The organism is Ornithinibacillus jepli (genome assembly GCF_047228935.1).
GTDB lineage: Bacteria > Bacillota > Bacilli > Bacillales > Amphibacillaceae > Ornithinibacillus.
In genome coordinates, this window is the sequence record NZ_JBFEGG010000008.1 from 24808 (window position 1) to 42537 (window position 17730).

Here is a 17730-nt window from a genome sequence, read left to right on the forward strand (position 1 = left end):
TCACCATCCTCTTATAGCTATTAATCTACCCCTAAACCTCATCCCACCACTTTTCATAATTTCTTGTAATGCCAACTATATTTACGGAGATGATAAAAAATATATAGAAAAATCATATGAAAACCTTTGCAAAACTTGTATATACAAGTTATACTATGAATGACAATAAAGAACATGTATATACAAGTTAATAATGAAAGGGGATTCACTCCTGTGAATAAAGAACAATTAATATATGCACCATTAAGTGGGAGAATTGTGCCACTAGAAAAAGTTCCAGATCCAACATTTTCTGAAAAAATGATGGGGGACGGAATTGCAATCGAACCCACTGAAGGTAAGGTTGTAGCACCATTTGACGGTGAAGTTATGCAAGTTTTCCCAACGAAGCATGCTATTGGTATCTTATCCAACCTTGGGGTAGAAGTATTAATTCATATAGGACTAGAAACGGTTGGACTAAATGGTGAAGGCTTTGAGACACATGTAAAAGCTGGAGATAAAATTAAGGCCGGAGATGTATTAGTCACAGTTGATTTGGATTTTATTAGTAAGAATGCAAAAAGTATTATAACCCCAGTTATTGTTACGAATGGGGAACAATTCGAGATGTTATCAAAAACAGAAGAAAAAGATGTAGTGGCATTAGATTCTGTGTTGCTAGGAACTAAAGTTAAAGAGTCCACAACTATAGCTAAAAAGAAAGCGGATTCTTCTATGAAATATAGTGAGGAAGCAAAAGAGATTGTTTCTGCTATTGGTGGAGTAGATAATATTGCTGCTGCTACTCATTGTGTGACAAGATTACGCTTTGCCTTAGAGGATGATGCGAAAGTGGACCTTGATGCATTAGAAGAGCTTGATATTGTGAAAGGTTCCTTCTCTGCAAATGGCCAGTTCCAAGTGGTCATCGGGCAAGGTACAGTTGATAAAGTTTATGCAGCGATGGTAAAAGAGACTGGTATTCAAGAATCATCTAAGGATGATGTTAAGGCACTAGGAAGTCAGAAACAAAATCCTCTACAACGAGCAATTAAAACATTAGCAGATATTTTCATTCCAATACTTCCAGCTATTGTAACTGCCGGTCTATTAATGGGTATTAACAATATTTTAGTTAACCCGTTATGGTCTGAACAATCAATTGTGGAAATGTATCCGTCATGGGCTGGTATAGCGAACATGATTAATATCATCGCCAATACGGCATTTACATTCCTACCAGCATTAATTGGTTGGTCTGCTGCAAAACGGTTTGGTGGTAGTGAATTATTAGGTATGGTTCTTGGTTTAATCCTTGTCCATCCTGATTTAATGAATGCATGGGGATATGGATCAGCACTAACAGAAGGAACGATTCCAACTTGGAACCTATTTGGATTTGAAGTAGAAAAGGTTGGATATCAAGGGCAAGTTTTACCTGTATTAATTGCGTCTTGGGTACTAGCTAAAATTGAGATATTCTTAAGAAAACGAGTGATTGAGTCATTACAATTATTAGTTGTAGCGCCAATTGCCCTATTAATTACAGGCTTTTTAGCGTTCATCATTATCGGGCCAATTACCTTCACTATCGGAACTTGGATTACAGATGGGCTAGTTGCTGTATTTGATGCGTTCCCAATTATTGGTGGTTTATTATATGGTGGGTTATATGCTCCATTAGTAATTACTGGTATGCACCATACTTTCCTAGCTGTTGATTTGCAATTAATTGGTAGTACTGGAACAACTTTCTTATGGCCAATATTAGCACTATCCAATATTGCGCAAGGGGCTGCTGTTTTTGCTCTAATGTTCGCAGCAAGAGATGAAAAGCTAAAAGGCTTAGCAGGAACTTCTGGTATATCAGCATGGTTAGGAATTACAGAACCTGCGATGTTCGGAGTAAACTTACGCTATCGCTACCCATTCTTTGCAGCGATAATAGGTACAGCAATTGCGGGTGCTTTCATTACATTTAGTGGTGTGCAAGCAAGCTCTATTGGTGTAGGTGGTATTCCGGCTCCATTATCTATTCTAACGGAGGATTGGGTTGCCTTTGGAATAGGTATGGCAATTGTAATTATCGTACCATTTATCATTACTTTCTTAATTGCAAAACGTAAATTAACAAGATAATGGTCAGTTTAGGAGTGAAAAATTAATGCAACAAGAACCATGGTGGAAAAAAGCAGTTGTCTATCAAATTTATCCGAAAAGCTTTCGTGATACAACAGGCAATGGTTTAGGTGATATAAAAGGGATTATTGAAAAACTAGATTATTTAAGTTCATTAGGTGTCGACGTACTTTGGTTGACACCTATTTACAAGTCACCTCAAAAAGATAACGGATACGATATAAGTGATTATTTTTCCATTGAACCAGAGTACGGTACAATGGAAGATTTTGAAACGTTATTAGCTGAAACGCATAAACGTGGGATGAAATTGATCATGGATTTAGTTATTAATCATACATCGACCGAACACGAGTGGTTTAAACAAGCATCTTCATCCAAGGATAATCCATATCGCGATTTCTATATTTGGAAGGATCCGATTGATGGAAAAGAGCCAAATAACTGGATCTCCAAGTTTGGTGGGTCAGCATGGAAATATGATGAGAAAACAGATCAATACTACCTGCACCTGTTTGATGTTACACAAGCAGATTTAAATTGGGAAAATGAGAAATTAAGAAGTGAAGTTATCAACATGATTCAATTTTGGGCGAAAAAAGGAATTGACGGCTTCCGCTTAGACGTTATTAACCTCATCTCGAAAAATCAAGAATTCCCAAGCGATTCGACTGGAGACGGGAGAAGATTCTATACGGATGGACCACGTATTCACGAATATTTGCATCTGTTAAACAAGGAAGCATTTAGTCCATATAATATGATGACGGTTGGTGAAATGTCATCGACGACATTGGAAAATTGTGTGCTATATACAAAGCCTGATAGACAAGAATTAGATATGACATTTCAATTCCACCATTTAAAAGTAGATTATCCGAACGGGGAAAAGTGGACAAAAGCCCCTTTTGATTTCCTGGCACTTAAGAAAATTTTATCAGATTGGCAAAAAGGGATGCATGAAGGTGGAGGATGGAATGCATTATTCTGGTGTAACCATGATCAACCTCGCGTAGTCTCTAGGTTTGGGGATGATAAGGAATATCGTGTTGAGTCTGCAAAAATGCTTGCGACTACTATTCATATGATGCAAGGAACTCCTTATATTTATCAAGGGGAAGAGATTGGTATGACGAATCCGAATTTCCAAGATATAAATGATTATCGTGATGTGGAGTCACTAAATGCTTATAAAATCTTGCAAGAGCAAGGGAAATCGAATGACGAGATTATCGGAATTTTAAATCAAAAATCCCGGGATAACTCGCGAACGCCGATGCATTGGTCGCGTGAAGAACATGCAGGATTTACAAAAGGTACACCATGGATTAATCCAGCAAGTAATTACCGAGAAATAAACGTAGAAACGGAATTACAAAAATCAAATTCCATCTTTAATCATTATCAAAAATTAATAGCATTAAGGAAGGAATATGATATTATAACCTATGGGGACTATCAACTATTGCTTGATGAAGATCCTCAAATATTTGCATATACACGTAATTGGAATGGGGAGCAATTAATTGTTGTAAACAATTTCTACGGTAAAGAAGCTTTAGTGGACCTACCTATTGAATGGAACGAAAATACGGAGGTATTACTTTCAAATTACCAGGATTCACCGAATTCATCTAGTTTGACTTTAAGACCGTATGAGTCTATTGTGTACTATGTAAAATAGAAGAGGGACAGGCATGCAAAGTAAATATGTCACGATTTATGAGGATATCGCAAATAAAATTAATTCAAAAGAATGGCTTGCAAATGACATGCTACCTTCTGAAAATGAATTAGCCGTAGAATTTGACACTTCAAGAGAAACGGTAAGAAAAGCATTAAACTTACTGGCACAAAACGGCTATATTCAAAAGATTCAAGGGAAAGGATCTATGATTTTGGATGTCCATAAATTCTCCTTCCCAGTTTCAGGAATCGTAAGCTTTAAAGAGTTAGCTACTAATTTGAATTTAAAAAGTATGACACATGTTGAATCGTTGGGATATGTGGAAGATAATGATCCAGTATATCGCAAGCTAAATGCAGAATACAATCGGATTTGGGGAACGAAAAGAGTCCGTGAAATATCTGGGGAAAAGATAATTCTAGATAAAGACTATTTTTCTGAACAATTTGTTCCTATCTTGACCGAGGAAATTTGTAAGAAATCGATTTATGAACATATTGAAAGTGAATTAGGGCTAACGATTGGCTTTGCACAAAAAGAAATAGTCGTAGAAGAGCTTACTGATGAGGATAGAGCCTTATTAGATGTAGAAGGATATTCGCTAATCGTCGTGATTAAAAGCTTAGTGTATTTGGAGGATGCAAGTCTGTTCCAATACACAGAGTCAAGACATAGACCAGATAAGTTCCGATTTATCGATTTTGCAAGAAGAGTGAAATAGTGAGGGATGTTTAGGCATCCCTTTTTTAGAAAAGTTGTGAAAGTGCAATCAAAGATGTCTAGCTCCTGCACAGCTTAATCCGTGCGCTGTTCTTATTTAATGGAGGGAATACATATGCAAAAGGCATGGTGGAAAGAATCGGTAGTTTATCAAATATATCCTCGTAGCTTCAACGATAGTAATGGTGATGGAATTGGGGATATTAACGGGATTATTGAAAAATTAGATTATCTAAAGAATTTAGGAATTGATGTTATTTGGTTATCACCAGTCTACCAATCTCCTAATGATGATAATGGGTATGATATTTCAGATTACCAACAAATTATGAGTGACTTCGGTACAATGGAAGACTGGGAAAGACTGTTAGACGAAGTTCATAATCGTGGTATGAAATTAATTATGGACCTTGTGGTAAACCATTCTTCCGATGAACACCATTGGTTTATTGAATCAAGAAAATCTAAAGATAATCCTTACCGTGACTATTATATTTGGCGTCCAGGGAAAGATGGAAAAGAGCCGAATAATTGGAACTCAACCTTCAGTGGTTCAGCATGGGAATATGACGAACAAACAGATGAGTACTTTTTACATATTTTTAGTAAAAAACAGCCTGATTTAAACTGGGAGAATCCGAAGCTACGTGAAGAAATTTATACGATGATGAAGTGGTGGCTAGATAAAGGCATCGATGGATTCCGTATGGATGTAATCAATTTTATCTCAAAAGTACCTGGATTACCTGATGCTCCAAATCCACATGGGGAAAAGTATGTTTCCGGTGGGGAGTTCTTCGTGAACGGACCTAGAATTCATGAGTTTCTTCAAGAGATGCATCAAGAAGTAATCGCAAATTATGATGTCATGACAGTTGGCGAAATGCCTGGGGTAGATGTAGATGAAGCGAAGAAATATACCAATTTAGATCGTCATGAATTACAAATGGTATTCCAATTTGAACATATGGATCTTGATTCTGCTCCTGGTGGGAAATGGAATTTGAAGCCTTTAGACCTTCGTGATTTGAAAAAAAGTATTACGAAATGGCAAACCGGGTTACATGGTGTAGGCTGGAATAGTCTATATATGAATAATCACGATCAACCACGTGTAGTCTCCAGATTCGGTGATGATAAAAACTATCGAGTAGAGTCTGCTAAGATGCTAGGAACGTTCCTCCATATGCTTCAAGGTACGCCTTACATTTATCAAGGTGAAGAAATTGGCATGACGAATGTTCGCTTTGAATCAATAGATCAATACAAAGATATTGAAACTCTAAATATGTTCAAAGAAAAAGTAATCGAAGGTAATGAAGATCCTGATAAAGTAATGGAGTCTATTTATGTAAAAGGAAGAGATAATGCTCGTACACCGTTTCAGTGGGATAGTACGGAGAATGCTGGTTTTACAACGGGTGAACCTTGGATTAAAGTGAATCCGAACTATAGAGAAATTAATGCTGAAGCTGCAGTAAACGATCCGAATTCCATTTATCATTATTACCGTGCATTAATTCAATTAAGAAAAAAGCATGAGATTATTGTTTATGGTGATTATCAGCTACTTCATCCGGAAAGCCAAGAAGACTTTTCTTATTTGCGTACATTAAACGATGAGAAGCTTCTTGTAATAACGAACTTTACAGGCCAGAAAATCGAATGGACATTACCAGAAAATATTCAGTTCCATGTTAAAGAAAAACTAATTGGTAATTATAGTAACCAAGAAATGCTAGAAGGTAGAAAAATTAGTTTAAGACCTTATGAGGCAATTGTGTTTTTAGGAGAATAAAGACAAAAGAAAGAGGAGATAAACAAACATTTGTTTATTTCCTCTTTTTGTTCTTTTTTTCATCTGGTATATATTTCGTATAATATGCTGCAAAAAGTAAACTAATGAGGGTTAGCCCCCAAGTAACGATACCAGTCCATTGCAAGTCTATTCGTAGTCCAACAATTAATATGAGTGCACTGATACCGAGAAAAATTGCAGTTAAATAGCGTTTCATGATCACACCTCAAATGAAGATAAACTTCACTATCATTAATAATATATTATGCTTTATTATATAATACTATAAATTATTCGTGCGGGTCTATTTTACTATTAACTTATCCTGGTAAATCGCGTGAAATTATTCTTGTATAATCGTTGGTTTAGGCTTGCGTGTTAAGCAAAGTATCCCTGCAATCAGATATAAGATTCCACTAAGGATTCCCCCACCTGCAGTGATAATGACATAAAGGACTCCGGTTGCAATAAAGATAATACCTGCAGCAACAGGACTTTTATTGCCTTTTAATAAAACTAATGCAACAATACCTAAAATAATAGCTAAAATTGGTAAAATAATTAGTAATGGGCCACCGGTTGCAAGGTTCAAGTTAAAGAATTCTTGTAGCATATCAATGTCACTATTAGTCAATTGAAACTCATCTTGATTATTATACATATAATCCTGTAAGTAACCTTTATTATTTTCCATCCATAGTCTTAAAGCCCCGAAAGCAATTGAAAAGACGTAAAAAACTGCCCCAATAATTCCAAGTGTAATTTCTGCTGTACGTTTCAAACAAAATTCCTCCTTATTAATAACTATCTCCATTTTATACGAAAACAATAGTTTATAGTTTCATTTTTTATTATTTTATTCGAGTTGTTTAAAATATAGAATTGTTTGAAAATATGCCCTATAATTGAAATACAGGAATAGGAGGGGAAGATGATGCGTGAAGTAGTTATTGTCGATGGTATTCGGACTGCGGTTGGACGAAAGGGTGGTTCGTTAGCTAATTACCGTGCCGATGATTTAGCAGCGGTAGTGTTAGAAGGGTTAATAGAACGGACTAATGTGAATAAAAGTGATGTTGAAGATATCATTTTAGGGTGTGTAACACAAGTTAATGAACAAGGAGGAAATATTGCTCGTACCGCAGCTCTGATAGCAGGTTTTCCGACTAAAGTGCCAGGAGTTACAATTGATCGTCAATGTGGATCCAGCCTACAAGCAATTCATTTTGCGGCTCAAGCTATTGCATCAGGAGATATGGATATCGTAATTGCGGGCGGTGTAGAGAGTATGACTCGGTCACCGATGTTTTCTAATATCGGTAATACAAAGCCAAGTAAGTTGTTGCAAGAAAAATATGAAATCGTTAATCAAGGCATATCCTCTGAGAAAATCGCTGAAAAATGGGGATATACAAGACAAATGTTAGATTCCTTTTCCTTAGCGAGTCACAAAAAAGCATTACAAGCTATTGAAAAAGGTACATTTGAAGCGGAAATTATCCCAGTTGACGTAGAGGATCAGGAGGGAAATAAGCGAACCTTTCATATAGATGAAGGGCCAAGAAAGGACACTTCTTTAGATGCTCTGTCCAAGTTGAAACCGGTCTTTCAGGAAGAAGGCGTAATTACGGCAGGAAATGCTAGTCAGATGAGTGATGGTGCTAGTGCAGTATTGCTTATGTCGAAACAAAAGGCTGATGAATTGGGCATTAAACCTAAGGCAAGAATTGTTGCCAGAGCTGTTATTGGCTCTGACCCGACCCTAATGTTAACAGGCCCAATCCCAGCAACGAAAAAAGTGTTAGAGAAAGCAGGTCTTTCGATAGAGGACATGGACCGATATGAAGTGAACGAAGCATTCGCACCAGTACCCCTTGCATGGTTAGAAGAGACCGGTGCTGACCCGAATAAACTAAATGTAAACGGAGGTGCAATTGCGCTCGGTCATCCTTTAGGTGCAACAGGAACTAAGTTAATGACCTCTTTACTGTATGAACTAGAGCGCACACAAGGCAAATATGGACTACTTGCCATTTGTGAAGGAATGGGAATGGCAAATGCCACGATAATAGAACGAATCGAATAGCTTTTGGTAAAACAACTGCCTATAATGGCGGTTGTTTTTGCTTTATAGTAGGTACTGCACATCAACTGACTTCCATCAAATCCTCCTTAAAAATGCATGAATACTTCTTCCTCATGTCATATTAAGACTAAACGTGTTGGACAAGTTGCTGAATCTTGTTGAATTTTATTACTAAACGGAAAAATTTTCCTGTTATTGTGGTATAATTAGTAAAAATGTATGAGGAGAAGTGATTATGACAAGGGGGAGTTTAGTAGGAACTTTTGTGTTTGTGTTTTTAAGCCTATTGTTATTCTCATGTGGTATCGGAACAACAGATGAAGAGAGCGATTTAACTAGAACGGCTGGTTCCCATTCAGAGAAAGTAATAGAGCCTAAAGAACCAAAAGTACCAATAGATGTAAAACAAGAAATATCCATTGCTGCAATCGGAGATATGTTAATTCATAATGGAGTTTATGATGATGCGTGGACCGGAGAAGGATATGATTTTACACCGATGCTTAAGCGGGTTAAGCCGTTTCTTAGTGATGCGACGATTTCCATCGCGAATCAGGAAACAATGATTGGTGGTGTGGAATTAGGATTATCCTCTTACCCAACATTTAATAGTCCTACAGAAGTAGGAGATGCTTTAAAATGGGCTGGAATTAATGTTGTATCACTAGCTAATAATCATACATTAGACCGTGGAGAAGAAGCTATACAACGAGCAATTAAACATTGGGAAACCATAAATATGATGTACACTGGTTCTTATAAAAACTACGAGGATAGGGAAAGGCTAAGAATTTTTGAAACAGAAGAAGGGGTCTCTGTTGCCTTTTTATCCTATACTTATGGAACGAACGGAATTCCGGTTCCAACAGGGAAGGATTACCTTGTTAACTTAATTGATCAAGAACTTATTGCTTCAGAAATACAAGCTGCTAAGGAAAAAGCGGATGTAGTTGTGTTAAGTCTTCATTTTGGAAATGAATATGAACGGATGCCTAATCAAACGCAGAAAGATTTAGTCCAGTTCGTAGCAGATCAAGGAGCAGATGTCGTTCTCGGACATCATCCACACGTTTTGCAACCTGTTGATTGGGTCACAGGAAAGGACGGAAACCGTACGTTAGTTATTTATTCCTTAGGTAATTTCTTGTCGGGACAAGATGAATTTTATCGCCAGATTGGTGGGGTATTTAAGTTTCATATAACGAAAACATTGTCAGGTGGAGAAACAGAAATAGAAGTACATTCCCCAGAATTTCTCCCTACATATGTGAAATATGAGAATTGGAAAAATTACGAGGTAATCCCTATGTTTCAATTAACTGATCAAGAGTTACCAAATGCAAAAGCTCATTATGAAGAGATAAAAGAGCATATGTCACAATGGGTACCAGAATTAAAATTTATTGAACAAACAAAAGAAGATGCCACGGAGGATTAGTCCTCTATGGCATCTTTGTTATTTGGTTATTCTATATTTTTTATTTAGCACTAGTTTAATCACATATAGTATAACACCAACTACAGTTAAGGATAATACAGGGATGCTAACTTCCTTACCGAAGTCTGGTAGTAGGATTGGGATGAGGATAAACAATCCAATTAGTACCATACAAATAATCCACAATTGGAAAAACTCTACCCACTTATTCGGTTTTATATCCTTAAATAATGATTTTTTAATCCATTTGAGTACAAGAACAATAAAGATGTATAACAATAGTAGATAAATCAGGGCTATTGTGATGGCAGAGCCAATTGAAAAGGTAAATTTATCGGAACCTAAGTTAAAGAAATGATAAGCTGCAAAGCTAAACGTCCCGAATGTAAAACTAATTATTGCTAAAAAGTTGATCACGACATAGGTGCCGAATAATACGGATGCAGATTTTTTTTCACCCGGAATCTCTGCAATAAGCTCGTCACAATATTTTTTTAAATCATCCCCAAATATATCTTGTACTGATTTACCCTCTTCCTGGGCCTGTAATACATGCTCTAACAGTTCAAATAATACTTCTTCTGTTTGTTGCTCGGATTTATTACCATTTAACCGGATATATAAGAGCATATCCTCATAAATAGCTTTATTTTCTTCTGTAAGTCTTTCTCTCATTTCATTGTTAATCTTTATAATGTCTTTAGAATTCATGCTTTCTCCTCCCCTTTATGAATAATTCGGTCAACCGGATGTTTAATGTTTTCCCACTCAGCTCTAAACTCTTGTAATGCTTCAATACCAATTTCTGTGAGATGATAATATTTTCGTTTTGGACCGAGTTCGGACTTTTGCATCGTACCTTCAATTAAATGTTCTTTTTGAAGTCGTAATAATATTGGGTATATAGAACCTTCACTTACATCAGAAAGCCCAAACTCTTGTAAACGTAAGGATAATTCATATCCATATGTAGGCTGCTTTTGAATGATAGAGAGAATACAACCTTCTAATACGCCCTTCAATAATTGACTCCTTAGAGACATGGAATTCACCTACCTTGCAAAACAAGATACCGTTTTTGTTTTTAGCTACCTTGCCATGCAAAGTAGCTAGTATTTAGTATACATTTATTTCATATGAATTACAAGCATAATTTGATATGATAATAATAAGAAATATAAAAGGGGACAACTCAATGGAATGGAAAAATATATACCGTGGATTACTTATGGGAGCAAGTGATGTTATACCAGGGGTAAGCGGTGGGACTATTGCGGTACTTTTAGGGATTTATGATCGTTTAATTGCATCTATTAATGGACTTATGACTAAAGATTGGAAAAAACATCTCGGCTTTCTTATTCCATTAGGGGTAGGTGTAGCTTGTGCGGTACTCTTATTAAGTCGCGTAATCGAGTGGTTGTTTGAACATTATCCTGGACCAACTCAGTTCTTCTTTTTAGGTCTAATTATTGGTATAATACCTTATTTATTTCATCAGGCTGAAGTGAGGACAAAATTTAAAGCAAATCACTATATTTTGCTTGTCATCGGGGCATTAGTTGTTGGTTCGATGTTATTTCTTCATGAAAATGAGGGCGTGATTATCGAAGAGATGACTTTCTCTACATATGTGTTACTATTCTTTTCTGGTTTTATTGCAAGTGCTGCGATGATCCTACCAGGGATAAGTGGATCGTTTATATTACTAGTAATTGGAGTTTATGCAACAGTTATTAGTGCAATCAGTAACCTCCAAATAGATGTTATCGCAGTGGTTGGAATCGGAATAGTACTAGGTATTATTACGATGAGTAAAGTGATTAATTATTTTTTAGTAAACTATCGTAGTGCAACCTTTGCTTTAATTATTGGGCTAGTAATAGGATCGGTCTTTGTTGTATTTCCAGGCTGGCCAGATTCGACTGCTTTAGTACTTTTAAGTGTCCTAACATTTGCAGCTGGACTCTTTGCAGCTTATGTATTAGGTAAAGTCGAATACAAAGCATAGGCAAAGTATAAGACAAACGTTTGTTTAATAGATAAAATAAAGATGGAAAAGGAGTGTTCATATGGAATACATTCAAACTATGGAAAAGTTCAACGAAGTTATTCAAAGTGAAAAACCTGTTATCATCAAATTCTTCGCAGACTGGTGTCCGGATTGTAAAAGAATGGACATGTTTATCGATGGAATTTTAGAGGAGTTTAATAATTATGCATGGTATGAGGTTAATACAGATCAGCTAGAAGGAATTGCTCAAACTTATGAAGTAATGGGAATCCCAAGCATTTTAATTTTCCAAAACGGAGAAAAACTAGCCCATCAACACAGCGCCTATACCAAAACACCAGAATCCGTAACAGAATTTTTACATCAGCAATTAGGGTAATAATAATAAAAACCAATCCTATATCACTAATTAAAATAGTAAAGGATTGGTTTTTTTGTGATTTTAAACAATATAATTGATGTATAGAATTCTAGCCATGGATGCTGCCAGAAATATACTTATTTGGGAATAAATAGAAAATAATCCTCTAAACCAACTCAAACGACAAATCCCCATCATCCTTAAAACTAATCCTGGAATTTCTCAAAATAAATTGATTAGACAAGCTCTTTTTATTTTTTAATTGATAGATTTTCGTAAACGTTGATTTATCAACACCACTATAATTAATTTTCATAATCGCTTGTGGGTTAGCTAAGCTTTGTGCTGATGGACCACCACTTGGATTAGCCCATTCAATTAGAAATGGCAACATACCCTCTTCTATATCATACTTCGGAAACAACATTCGCCACGAAAGCATTGTTCCATCTGGACGCTCTCTTTCCCCAGGAAAAGGACCATCGAAGGGAATATCGTTCATTTTAAAATGTTGTATATAATCATCCATTTGATTCGTTCTTAATGCAAATTGAAACGGGACAGACAGGTTTTGGTCTAGCATATATACTAAATGTTGAATGAGCGGATTATCACTCTTACTTGCGGTATCGTAATCTTTTATTCCTAGCCATTCAATATAGCTTTCATTGGAAAAATAAGCAAGGTAATTATACGTACCCCAATTCTCATGTTCTCCGCCTTTAATAGCTTTAATTGCCATTCTATCGTCAAACGTTATACTATCTTCTGCAGCATTTTTTCCAGCAATCACAATATGATCAAGTGCTAGCATGATAATCCCTCCCTTATATGTATACATTATTTATCTAAATAAATAGGAAATCAATTAATTAATCCTATTGTTTCTCATTACTTTTTAATCTTTCTTTGATATAGTAAACAAAAAAGAACGGATAAGTGGGTGATGTAATGGAACAACCAATCATACTAATTGTAGAAGATGAAGAAAAACTGAGTAGAGTGATACAGCTGGAATTAGAATATGAAAACTATCGCACTAAGAAAGTTGATAATGGTAAAGACGCTTTAAAACTAATGCAAGATCAAGACTGGGATTTGGTTTTACTTGATATTATGATTCCTGAGCTAAGTGGTTTAGAAGTGCTTCGTAGGTTTAGGCGTACAGATGAGAACACTCCAGTCATCCTCCTAACCGCAAGAGATGCTGTTCATGACAAGGTTAGTGGATTAGATTTAGGAGCAAATGATTACGTGACAAAGCCTTTCCAAATTGAAGAATTACTTGCAAGAATACGGGTACATCTTAGAAAGCCTGTAGAACAAAAAGTAAACAAGCATATTTTGGCTGTAGGAGATTTAACGGTTGATTTAGACGCTCATGAAGTATTCCGTGAGGGAAATAAAATCGAGTTAACTCCTCGGGAATATGACTTACTCGTATGCTTGTTAAAAAACAAAAATATCGTGCTAACACGTGATCAATTAATTGAACAAGTATGGGGCTATGATTATTTTGGTGAGACAAATGTAGTTGATGTGTATGTTCGGTACTTACGTCAAAAAATAGAAAAAGGATATTCGAAACAGTACATCCAAACCGTACGAGGCGTAGGATATTCGATAAAGGAATAATCGTATGAAGCTACGAACAAAGATACAACTATTTACCAGCTTTTTTATGTTTGTATTTATATTATTAATCAATGCTTCCATTTATTTCTTGTTTTATCAAAATTCCGTTGATAGTGAATTGGACGAACTTGCCGAACAAGTTAATACGATATTAGTAGCTATAAATCAAAATGAAGAAATACCACCTAGTGAATTGTTAAAAGCTTTTTTACCAGCTGATGGAATCATTCGAATTTACCCTGAAAATGGTTCACCATTAGTAGTTCATACAAAATCATCAGATTATTTAGGACTTCCAGGGGAATATTCTAAAAGTGAAACGAGAGAAGTTTTGACATATTATGGTGACCGTTATGCAACAGTTTCTAAGCCAATAATCTGGAATAACGGTGAAATTGTAACACTACATTTATCCAAAAAATTAGTTGCCATTACCGAAAACATGAAAACTCTATTTTACGTACTCATCTTAGCCTCTGTCATCATTATTATTCCGATTATTATTGCTGGGAATTTACTAGCAAGATTTTTACTTCAACCAATTAAAGCGTTAATCAGTACGATGAAGGAAAACATGAAACATGGAAAATGGAAGAAAATAGCGTTAACTAATCGGTCGAAAGATGAGCTATATGAAATGGAAAAAACATTTAATGACATGATTGATTATTTGAAAGAGAATTATGAGATGCAGGAGATTTTCGTATCAGATGCATCCCATGAGCTAAAGACGCCGATTTCCATTATAAAAAGCTATACCCAGCTGTTAGAACGTCGAGGTCAAGAAAATCCGGAACTTATTAAGGAATCGTTAGATGCGATTGGAACAGAAGCAGAACGGATGCAAAAGCTTGTAGAACAATTATTGGCATTAGCTAAAAATAAAGAAGTACAAAGTGGCGAGGATGTAAATGTAACGGAACTAATCGAAGAAACAATTGACACGTTTTCTAGAGCATATAGAAGGGTGATTGAGTTTCCAGAACAAGGTGTACCATTCTATGTTCATGGAAATAAAGATCAGCTTAAACAAGTGTTTTATATTTTGATTGATAACGCACTCAAATATAGTGATCGTAATGTGATTGTTAATATGGAACAATTCGAAAACAAATTAGCCATATCGGTAACCGATTTTGGGCCGGGAATACCAGAAGATGAGAAAGAACGAATTTTTGAACGGTTCTACCGAATGGATAAGGCTAGAAATAGGAATACTGGTGGAACCGGACTTGGCCTTGCCATTGCCAAAACAATTACATCTGCACATGGTGGGGCAATTACTGTAGAAAGCAGTCTAGGAGCGGGTTCTATTTTTAAAGTACTATTACCAATTAAATTATCATAATTTCTCATCAAATTCTAATCTTTCTCTCATAGTTATTTCATTCTAGATGTTTATGATAAAGACATCAAGAGTAAATAAGGAGGCATAACATGAAAAAGAAAGTGATCATGACTGTATCTAGTGTCGCTATAGCAACCGTACTTGGTCTAGGGATTTATCATTCCAATGCTGCACAAGCAGAGCCTAAACTATCAAGAGGTGAAATAGAGGCTCTCGTAACTTCTCAATATCCAGGTACAATAACGGAAATGGAATTGGAAAAAGGATTTAATAAAGTAATCTATGAAGTTGAAGTTGAAAGCGATGGTATGGAATATGAAATTAAGTTAGATGGAAATACAGGTGAGGTAATTAAGATTGAACAAAGGGAGTTACGTGCAAGTGCTGAAGGCTCTACAAACGTAGCTGTTTCTGAAAAGAATAATACTTCATCGGATGATTCCGGAGCTAAAACCGACGATAAAAATGAAAGCACAGATAAGACAAATGATGATACCACTGTTCCAAAGGAAGATGATGGAACAGATGATAAAGACAAAGAAAAAGTGGCAGTTCAACCAGATGAACGTAATACAGAAAAAAATGCTAATGAGAAAAAAACAGCGATAGATAGTGAAGCAGCAATGGAAATTGCATTGGCAGAGTTTGAAGGAACCATTAAAGAATTAGACCTAGATGAAGATGATGGACGTCTTATTTATGAGATTGAAATTAAGGGTACTGCCGGAGAAGCGGAACTAGATATTGACGCATATACTGGTGAAATTATCTCTATCTCAATCGATACAGAACTTGGAACTTCGATTGATGACAACGATGACGATGACGATGACGATGACGATTGAGACGATAATTAGAAAATATAAAAGAGGGGCTACCAAAAATGGTAGCCCTTGTCTTATGAGGATATAACTTGAAAATTAGGTACAACTTCTGCCTTTATAGTCTTATATTTTTCAAAATAAGCATGTATTAATTCAGCAGTATCCTTCTGGATTTCTTTAATAACAGGTTTATTCTTAAACATATCAAAATTACCACCACCACTTGCCCGGTAGTTATTTAAAACAACATGATACGTTCCATCCTCTTTTAATGGACTTCCGTGATACGAAATATGTTCAACGCGCGATCCCATAGGATTAGTAATATTAATCGTATAGTGGATTCCTTCCCACATATCGTAATTATAATGCTGTGGCTTCGGTTCAATATAAGTAGGATTTACGGTGATATTGCCAGCATCATCTAACACAAAGTATTCTGCAGTTTTCTCTAATGCTAATTTAATATCTTTACCACTAAGCTCTAGTACGGTTAGAGTATTCGGGTACATATAATTAGATACCACATCACGCATCGTAACAACCGACTGGAATCCTCTAGATTCATTATTCAATAAGGCAGTCACCGAAATGTCTACACCACTAGCTTCCATTTGCACTTCCTGTATGAACTGGATAAATGGATGTTTCGTTAATCTTGCTTGAAGTGGGTCGGATATCGTCATATCACCATCAATATAACCAATCGGTTGGTCTAGCCATTTCTGAGTAGAAGACTCTAATTCTGCCATATAAAGCATAATCTCTTCATCAGCTTGTGCATTAATTGGTTTAATCTCAGCCTTTTTCTTCACTATCGTCCAGTTAGTGCCATTCTGTTCCAGCTCGATATCGATATTACCGTACATCTTACCATTATTTCCTGGCTGGGCTACTAATACGCCGTTTATCTCGCCAGTTAACATACGGTGTTGATGTCCTGTTAGTAAAATATCGATTCCGTTTATTTCCTGACACATCGCATATCCTTGATTTTCACCAGTCAATGACTCTGTAGCTTCACCTGTATCCAAATCCCTTTCAAAGCCACCATGGTATGAGGCGATAAGGACATCTGGTTGCTCTTCTTCTTGAATAAGTTTAACCCATTGCTTTAGAGTCGTTAGTGCATCTTTAAATTGTATCCCTTCAATATGATTAGGCGACTCCCAGTTTGGAATATAATGCGTGGTTACCCCAACTACTGCTACTTTAAGTCCGTTTGACAAGGTTTGAATTATATATGGTTTCCCAAAATAAGGTTCACCATCTTCATTAACCAAATTGGCAGACAGCCAAGGGAAGTTGGAACCGGTTATCGCATCATGTAACACCTTTTTGCCAAAATTAAATTCATGATTACCGATTACACTAGCATCGATACCGATACGGTTCATAATTTCTATCATTGGATTTATTTTGCCTTGATGTTCTTTAACATAATGAGTCATAAGTGGTGTTCCTTGGATTAAATCGCCGTTATCTAGTACGATGACATTTTCGTTTTCACGAACTACTCGTTTTACTATCGAAGCATATTTAGCTAAACCTAAATCTGCCTGCTCGTTCGTTCCATATAAAATAGGCATAGCATTTCCATGAACATCACTTGTATAAATTATTTTGAGCTTGGTTGTATTTGACACTTCGTACATCCTTTCCAACAAAAGAAACGAAATCAAAGAGTCGGTTCTTCAA

General features: G+C 36.0%; 17 protein-coding genes. 11 read left to right on the forward strand and 6 right to left on the reverse strand.

All coding sequences use genetic code 11. From position 1 onward, the window contains the following. The first annotated feature begins 174 nt into the window (after positions 1-174). The 4 genes from treP to AB1K81_RS17635 all read left to right on the forward strand — a co-directional run bounded on the left by treP (position 175) and on the right by AB1K81_RS17635 (position 6326). On the forward strand, positions 175-2121 hold the full coding sequence (gene treP, locus AB1K81_RS17620) for a PTS system trehalose-specific EIIBC component (protein WP_412978039.1): 1947 nt from the start codon (positions 175-177) through the stop codon (positions 2119-2121). A 25-nt stretch (positions 2122-2146) separates the two neighbouring features. Beyond that, complete coding sequence (gene treC / locus AB1K81_RS17625; RefSeq protein WP_412977993.1) at positions 2147-3805, forward strand: alpha,alpha-phosphotrehalase; 1659 nt, start codon at positions 2147-2149, stop codon at positions 3803-3805. Between the two features lie 13 nt (positions 3806-3818). Beyond that, entirely contained in the window at positions 3819-4529 is a 711-nt protein-coding gene (gene treR, locus AB1K81_RS17630; RefSeq protein WP_412977994.1) for a trehalose operon repressor, read from the forward strand. 114 nt (positions 4530-4643) lie between these two features. Next, on the forward strand, positions 4644-6326 hold the full coding sequence (locus AB1K81_RS17635; protein WP_412977995.1) for a glycoside hydrolase family 13 protein: 1683 nt from the start codon (positions 4644-4646) through the stop codon (positions 6324-6326). A gap of 34 nt (positions 6327-6360) precedes the next feature. Here the strand turns inward: AB1K81_RS17635 and AB1K81_RS17640 are convergent, their stop codons facing one another. Both AB1K81_RS17640 and AB1K81_RS17645 read right to left on the reverse strand, forming a co-directional pair. Then, positions 6361-6543 (reverse strand): hypothetical protein, encoded by a 183-nt coding sequence (locus tag AB1K81_RS17640; protein WP_412977996.1) that lies wholly within the window; start codon positions 6541-6543, stop codon positions 6361-6363. Between the two features lie 126 nt (positions 6544-6669). Beyond that, positions 6670-7107 (reverse strand): DUF4064 domain-containing protein, encoded by a 438-nt coding sequence (locus tag AB1K81_RS17645; RefSeq protein ID WP_412977997.1) that lies wholly within the window; start codon positions 7105-7107, stop codon positions 6670-6672. A 153-nt stretch (positions 7108-7260) separates the two neighbouring features. Here AB1K81_RS17645 and AB1K81_RS17650 point away from each other — a divergent pair, with 153 nt between their 5' ends. Then, positions 7261-8412, forward strand: a complete 1152-nt coding sequence (locus tag AB1K81_RS17650) for a thiolase family protein (protein ID WP_412977998.1) — start codon at positions 7261-7263, stop codon at positions 8410-8412. Between the two features lie 235 nt (positions 8413-8647). Next, complete coding sequence (locus tag AB1K81_RS17655; protein ID WP_412977999.1) at positions 8648-9850, forward strand: CapA family protein; 1203 nt, start codon at positions 8648-8650, stop codon at positions 9848-9850. Positions 9851-9868: 18 nt separating this feature from the next. On the opposite strand, the gene AB1K81_RS17660 is transcribed toward AB1K81_RS17655, so the two are convergent. Both AB1K81_RS17660 and AB1K81_RS17665 read right to left on the reverse strand, forming a co-directional pair. Beyond that, a complete protein-coding gene (locus tag AB1K81_RS17660) occupies positions 9869-10561 on the reverse strand; it encodes a DUF1129 family protein (RefSeq protein ID WP_412978000.1) in 693 nt (230 codons plus the stop codon). Further along, positions 10558-10893 carry a PadR family transcriptional regulator gene (locus tag AB1K81_RS17665; RefSeq protein WP_412978001.1) on the reverse strand — a complete coding sequence of 112 codons (336 nt, stop codon included), beginning with the start codon at positions 10891-10893 and terminating at the stop codon, positions 10558-10560. Before AB1K81_RS17665 ends, AB1K81_RS17660 begins: the two co-directional genes overlap by 4 nt. 152 nt (positions 10894-11045) lie before the next feature. Between AB1K81_RS17665 and AB1K81_RS17670 the strand changes: the two genes are divergently transcribed. Further along, on the forward strand, positions 11046-11861 hold the full coding sequence (locus AB1K81_RS17670; RefSeq protein ID WP_412978002.1) for a DUF368 domain-containing protein: 816 nt from the start codon (positions 11046-11048) through the stop codon (positions 11859-11861). 61 nt (positions 11862-11922) lie between these two features. Then, entirely contained in the window at positions 11923-12243 is a 321-nt protein-coding gene (locus tag AB1K81_RS17675) for a thioredoxin family protein (protein ID WP_412978003.1), read from the forward strand. A 148-nt stretch (positions 12244-12391) separates the two neighbouring features. On the opposite strand, the gene AB1K81_RS17680 is transcribed toward AB1K81_RS17675, so the two are convergent. Continuing rightward, positions 12392-13039: a VOC family protein gene (locus AB1K81_RS17680; RefSeq protein ID WP_412978004.1), complete on the reverse strand. Its 648-nt coding sequence runs from the start codon at positions 13037-13039 to the stop codon at positions 12392-12394. A 137-nt stretch (positions 13040-13176) separates the two neighbouring features. Here AB1K81_RS17680 and AB1K81_RS17685 point away from each other — a divergent pair, with 137 nt between their 5' ends. The 3 genes from AB1K81_RS17685 (at position 13177) to AB1K81_RS17695 (ending at position 16053) form a co-directional block, all read left to right on the forward strand. Continuing rightward, positions 13177-13860: a response regulator transcription factor gene (locus AB1K81_RS17685; protein WP_412978005.1), complete on the forward strand. Its 684-nt coding sequence runs from the start codon at positions 13177-13179 to the stop codon at positions 13858-13860. A gap of 4 nt (positions 13861-13864) precedes the next feature. Continuing rightward, positions 13865-15208: an ATP-binding protein gene (locus AB1K81_RS17690; protein WP_412978006.1), complete on the forward strand. Its 1344-nt coding sequence runs from the start codon at positions 13865-13867 to the stop codon at positions 15206-15208. 89 nt (positions 15209-15297) lie between these two features. Further along, a complete protein-coding gene (locus tag AB1K81_RS17695) occupies positions 15298-16053 on the forward strand; it encodes a PepSY domain-containing protein (RefSeq protein WP_412978007.1) in 756 nt (251 codons plus the stop codon). A 53-nt stretch (positions 16054-16106) separates the two neighbouring features. Here AB1K81_RS17695 and AB1K81_RS17700 read toward each other — a convergent pair whose 3' ends face one another. Then, positions 16107-17687, reverse strand: a complete 1581-nt coding sequence (locus AB1K81_RS17700) for a bifunctional metallophosphatase/5'-nucleotidase (RefSeq protein ID WP_412978008.1) — start codon at positions 17685-17687, stop codon at positions 16107-16109. Positions 17688-17730: the final 43 nt, after the last annotated feature.